This is a genomic window from Deltaproteobacteria bacterium, assembly GCA_016234845.1.
GTDB lineage: Bacteria > Desulfobacterota > Deferrimicrobia > Deferrimicrobiales > Deferrimicrobiaceae > JACRNP01.
Genome location: JACRNP010000145.1, coordinates 1 through 4,090 on the forward strand (window position 1 = coordinate 1; position 4,090 = coordinate 4,090).

The following is a 4,090-nucleotide window of genomic DNA, read 5'->3' on the forward strand; positions in this document are numbered from 1 at the left end:
CGGATGCAGCGGCGCTCGAATGCAGGCGTAATTATGAAACGCAGCACGTAGCCCGGGGAAAGGACGCCGTTCCGTTGCCGCACTCCCAGGACGCACCCCCCGGCAGCGCGGAGAACCGGAAGCTCCGTCTCCGGACCGCCGGTTTCTCCCTCGCCAGCGCGGTCGCGCTCTGCCTAGCGAAGCTCGTCGTCGGGATCGTTTCGGGGTCCCTTGGCGTGCTCGCGTCCGCGTTGGACAACGTGGCCGACATCTTCATGTCCACGGTCAACCTGCTGTCGATCCGGAAAGCGATGGACCCGGCCGACGAGAACCACCCGTACGGCCACGGGAAAGTGGAGACGCTGGCGACCCTGTTCCAGGGAGGGGTGATCGCCTTGACCGGCGCGGGCGTCGTCTGGGAGGCGGTCCGCCGGCTGCGGGAAGGGCGCGCGCCGGAAGGGGTCGGTCTCGACGTCGGCATCTTCGTGATGGCCTTCTCCGTCCTGGCGTCGGGGTTCATCTCGGGCCGGATCCGGAAGGCGGGGGAGACCACGGGTTCCTCGGCGCTCGCGGCCGATTCGATCCACTTCCGCACCGACGTCTACTCCGGCAGTGGCATCCTCTTCTCGCTGCTGTTGTACCGGTTCACCGGGTGGAAGTGGCTGGACCCGGGGGTGGCGCTGGCGGTCGGGGTCTACATCGTCGTCGCGGCGCTGCCGCTGCTGAAGGGGGCGGTGCAGGAGCTGATGGACAGCCGCCTGCCGCCGGAGACGGTGGAGGCGATCGTCCGGATCATCGAGGAGCACCGGCCGATGGTCCAGGAGTGGCACGATCTGCGGACCCGCCGTTCCGGCTCGGAGATGCACGTCGATTTCCACGTGGTCGTGTGCCGGGAGCAGTCGCTGGAAGAGGCCCACCGGGTGGCGGACCACCTCGAGGACGACATCCGTCGGCTGCTGGGGAACGCCCACGTGGTGACCCACATCGACCCTTGCGAGATCGAATGCCCCGGCGTCGTTTCGTGCGAACGGGTGAAGGGGATGATCCGGGCGCTGCACAGTCCCGAGCGGGACGGTCCGGAGCGGGGGCACGACGGACGTCCGGGGGAGGCAACTCATTGAACGGGTACGAATTAAGCGACAATGAAAGGAGGCTGCTCCTCTGCCTTCTTTCGTTCTACCGGGAGATCGGTCCCGCCGCGACCCCCGCGGTCAAGGAGCTGCACGTCGAAGCGGGGCTCGAGGCGTGGGAGCTTTCGGACGCGATCAAGGCGTTGCGATCCGGGGGATTGATCGAATATTGGCCGCTCCAGCCGGCGGTGCGGCTCACGCCCGAAGGATTGCGGGCTTCCCTCGCGCTGTCCGGGGAAGGGAACGGCTGATGGGTACGGCGCGCGGCCTCCGTCCCGACCTTGCCGCCCGGTTGCGCGAAATCGACCGGCGGCTCGCCCGGAGGTTCGGCGAACCGGATCTCTGCGGGCACGAGACCTCCCCGGTGCGCAACCTGGTCCTCACGATCCTCTCCCAGAACACGACCGACGCCAACCGCGACCGCGCGTTCGATGCGCTGATGCGGCGGTTCCCGCGGACGATGCCCCTTCCGGAGGCGCGCGCGTACCTCACCTCGTTCCGCGGGGTGGGCGTCAAGACCGCGAACATCCTCCTGCTCTTCTCGTTCGGCCTCCCCGCGTTCCCCGTGGACACCCACATCCTCCGGGTGACGAAGCGGCTGGGGCTGGTGCCGGCGACGGCGGACCTCGCGAAGGCCGCGCTCGCCATCGAGCCGCACGTGCCGCCCGGGAAACCGATGCGGCTGCACCTGAACCTCATCCGTCTCGGAAGGGAGGTCTGCCGGCCCCGCAACCCGCTCTGCCTGGAATGTCCGCTCCTGGCCGTGTGCCCGGAGGGGAAACGAAACACGAAGGCGCTCGCGATGGGAGGGTCCGGGGCGGCGCAGCCGGAGGGAAAAGGGCGCATCGCATGACGCTTCGCACGATATTCCAGATGGCGGCCGTCGGCCTGGCCACCCTGGCGGTCGGGTTGCCTGCGATCCTCCTGGGCCTGCTGGTCCCCGGTCAAAGCCGCAAGGGGAGCATCTTCCGCTGGGTGACGAAGAGCTACTCCAGGATTCTCCTTCCCGTCTTCGGCGTCACCGTCGAAACCCGCGGCCTCTCCCGCGTGGACCTTCGCTCCCCGTACGTCTTCATGTCGAACCACGCAAGCCACGTGGACTCCCTCGCGCTGGCCGTGTCGATCCCGCATCCGATGCACTGGGTGTTCAAGAAGGAGCTGTCGAGGATCCCGGTCTTCGGGTGGGTGCTCCTGTCCCTCGGGCAGATCATGGTGGACCGGCGCAACGCGTCCACATCGCGCTTCAGGCAGGGCTGCCGATCGTTCCGGTCCGGGTGTCGGGGAGCCACGAGATCATCCCTTCGGGTTCGCTCCGCGTCAGGCCCGGACGGGTCGTGGTCGAGCTGTTCGACCCGATCCCGACAAAAGGGGCGACCGGCGCCGACATCCCGGAGCTCATGGCGAAGGTGCGGGACGCCCTGCTTTCCTGAACGCCGGGTCGAGCAGGAAGAACCCCCCCGTTCCCAGCCCGACGGCGGCCGCCGCCGCGACGAACATCGCCGGATACCCGAAGTGCTCCGCGACGAAGCCGAACGCCGCCGCGCCGGTCACCAGCCCCATGTCGAACGCCGCGGTGAACATCGCCATCGTCATCGCCATCCCGCCGGTGTCCTCCCGCACCCGGTCGAGCACCAGCGCGGAGAGTGCGGGGAACAGGAGTCCGTGTCCCGCCCCCGACGCCGCTCCCACCAGGGCCAGGCCCAACCCTCCGTCCACCGCGGGGATCAGGAGGTTCCCGGCGCACAGGAGCAGGAGCGACCACAGGGAGACCCACTCCCTGGGCAGCCGGTCGAGGAGCCTGCGGCCCAGCGTCCGCGTGGCGATCACCGACAGGGCATAGACGAAGACGAAGGAGCCCAGGGACCCCGATTTCCGGACGACGAGGTAGACGGGGAGGAAGGTGAAGATCGAGCCGTACGCCATGCCGAAGAGGTACCCGGCCGTGTTCGGGACGAAGAACGGGCGGGTGAGGAAGATCTTCAGGGAGCCGAGGGTCGGATGCTCCCGGGATTCGGGCTCCTTCATGAAGAAGGGGATCAGCCCGGAGAGGACGACCACACCGATCCCCGCGGCGAACATGCCGTGGAAGCCGTACCGCGCGATCGTCCATTCGCCGATCCACCCCCCCACGGAGATGGGGAGGAAGAAGGAGAGCCCGAAGATCCCGAGCGCTTCCGCGCGCCGGTCGGCGGGGGCGCACGCCGCGATGTACCCGTACGCGGCGGTGGCGACCATCGAAAATGACGCTCCCTGGGCGATCCGGATGGCGTACAGGTGCGCCCCCGGCGCCGAGACGAAGAGCCACGGCACGGTCGAAGCGGCGGCCAGCAGCGATCCCAGCGAAAGGAAGGTCCTGCGCAGCCTCCGCCCCACCAGCATGCCGAACCCGGGCTTCAGCGCCACGCCCACGAGGGTCCCGATGGCCATCAGCACGCCGATCTCCCCCTCGCGGATCCCGAGACGGTACAGGTACGCCGGCAGGAAGATGAAGATCGTGGTGTAGAGGGAGAAGGTCAGGTTGGTGATGTTCAGCAGGACGTAGTCGCGGTTGTATAGGGGAGTGGACGGGGTGGACATGGACGGGGGGATTCTATCACACGGAAACGGGGCTTCCCCCTGCCGCCGCTTTCGAAGAGAATGGCGGTATGAGCAAGCCGCTTCGCCTCGCCCTGGCCCAGATCAACACCACCGTCGGCGACATCCCGGGGAACGCCCGGAAGATCCTGTCGTGGTGCGCGCGGGCGCGGGAGGCGGGGGCGGACCTCGTCGTCTTCCCCGAGATGGCGATCCCCGGATACCCGCCGGAGGACCTGCTGCTGCGGACGTCGTTCGTCGACCGGAACCTGGCGGCGTGGCGTGAAGTCGCGCGGGGCGTCGCGGGGATCACGGCGGTCGTCGGGTTCGTGGACCGGGACGAGCGGGGGAGGGCGTACAACGCGGCCGGGATCGCCGCGGGCGGCCGCGCGCGCGGCGTCTACCGG

The 4,090-nt window shown here is 68.8% G+C and carries 6 protein-coding genes and 1 pseudogene; 6 read left to right on the forward strand and 1 reads right to left on the reverse strand.

All coding sequences use genetic code 11. From position 1 onward, the window contains the following. The first annotated feature begins 74 nt into the window (after positions 1–74). From HZB86_09875 to HZB86_09895, 5 genes and pseudogenes are all read left to right on the forward strand, one after another. Positions 75–1,100, forward strand: a complete 1,026-nt coding sequence (locus HZB86_09875; GenBank protein MBI5905837.1) for a cation transporter — start codon at positions 75–77, stop codon at positions 1,098–1,100. Further along, positions 1,097–1,360, forward strand: a complete 264-nt coding sequence (locus HZB86_09880) for a hypothetical protein (GenBank protein MBI5905838.1) — start codon at positions 1,097–1,099, stop codon at positions 1,358–1,360. The genes HZB86_09875 and HZB86_09880 overlap by 4 nt, the downstream gene beginning before the upstream one ends. Next, positions 1,360–1,962: a hypothetical protein gene (locus HZB86_09885; protein MBI5905839.1), complete on the forward strand. Its 603-nt coding sequence runs from the start codon at positions 1,360–1,362 to the stop codon at positions 1,960–1,962. The genes HZB86_09880 and HZB86_09885 overlap by 1 nt, the downstream gene beginning before the upstream one ends. Further along, positions 1,857–2,351 (forward strand): annotated as a pseudogene (locus HZB86_09890) (1-acyl-sn-glycerol-3-phosphate acyltransferase). The gene HZB86_09885 and the pseudogene HZB86_09890 overlap by 106 nt, the downstream one beginning before the upstream one ends. A 32-nt stretch (positions 2,352–2,383) precedes the next feature. Further along, a complete protein-coding gene (locus tag HZB86_09895; protein ID MBI5905840.1) occupies positions 2,384–2,539 on the forward strand; it encodes a hypothetical protein in 156 nt (51 codons plus the stop codon). On the opposite strand, the gene HZB86_09900 is transcribed toward HZB86_09895, so the two are convergent. Next, a complete protein-coding gene (locus tag HZB86_09900; GenBank protein ID MBI5905841.1) occupies positions 2,505–3,686 on the reverse strand; it encodes an MFS transporter in 1,182 nt (393 codons plus the stop codon). The two genes, HZB86_09895 and HZB86_09900, sit on opposite strands and share 35 nt — an antisense overlap. A gap of 68 nt (positions 3,687–3,754) precedes the next feature. On the opposite strand from HZB86_09900, the gene HZB86_09905 reads away from it, so the two are divergent. After that, on the forward strand, positions 3,755–4,090 hold a 336-nt coding region (locus HZB86_09905; GenBank protein MBI5905842.1), incomplete at its 3' end, for an NAD+ synthase.